The 671-nt window shown below is 45.3% G+C and carries 1 protein-coding gene; it reads right to left on the minus strand.

Annotation, left to right across the window (positions count from 1 at the left end):
- Window positions 1–671, minus strand: a 671-nt coding sequence (locus V5290_RS17610) for a hypothetical protein (protein ID WP_333388779.1), incomplete at both ends; no start/stop codon positions are given.

The following is a 671-nucleotide window of genomic DNA, read 5'->3' on the forward strand; positions in this document are numbered from 1 at the left end:
CAGCACCTTCAACGGCACTGCCGTCATCTTCAGTGAAGTCATTGCTGCTAGTAATAGTTATTTCTGGTGCATCATTGGTAGTAGTAACACCTGGCTCAACAGTTGCGGCTTCACCGTCAGTAGTACCGTCATTTGGTGTTAGTGTAAATGCAGGTAATTCTTCGCCACTATTGACAAGTTCTGCGCCCGCTTCTGTTAAGACAACTGTACCATCTACGATTTCATAATTTACGGTATCGCTTAATGTAACAGTAACCTCGTCACCGTCTTCGTCTGTTGTTTCGAACGTCGCAACCACAGCACCTTCAACGGCACTGCCGTCATCTTCAGTGAAGTCATTGCTGCTAGTGATAGTTATTTCTGGTGCATCATTGGTAGTAGTAACACCTGGCTCAACAGTTGCGGCTTCACCGTCAGTAGTACCGTCATTTGGTGTTAGTGTAAATGCAGGTAATTCTTCGCCACTATTGACAAGTTCTGCCCCCGCTTCTGTTAAGACAACCGTACCATCTACGATTTCATAATTTACGGTATCGCTCAATGTAACAGTAACCTCGTCACCGTCTTCATCTGTTGTTTCAAACGTCGCAACCACAGCACCTTCAACGGCACTGCCGTCATCTTCAGTGAAGTCATTGCTGCTAGTAATAGTTATTTCTGGTGCATCATTG

It is taken from the genome of Psychromonas arctica (assembly GCF_036697365.1).
Lineage (GTDB): Bacteria > Pseudomonadota > Gammaproteobacteria > Enterobacterales > Psychromonadaceae > Psychromonas > Psychromonas arctica_A.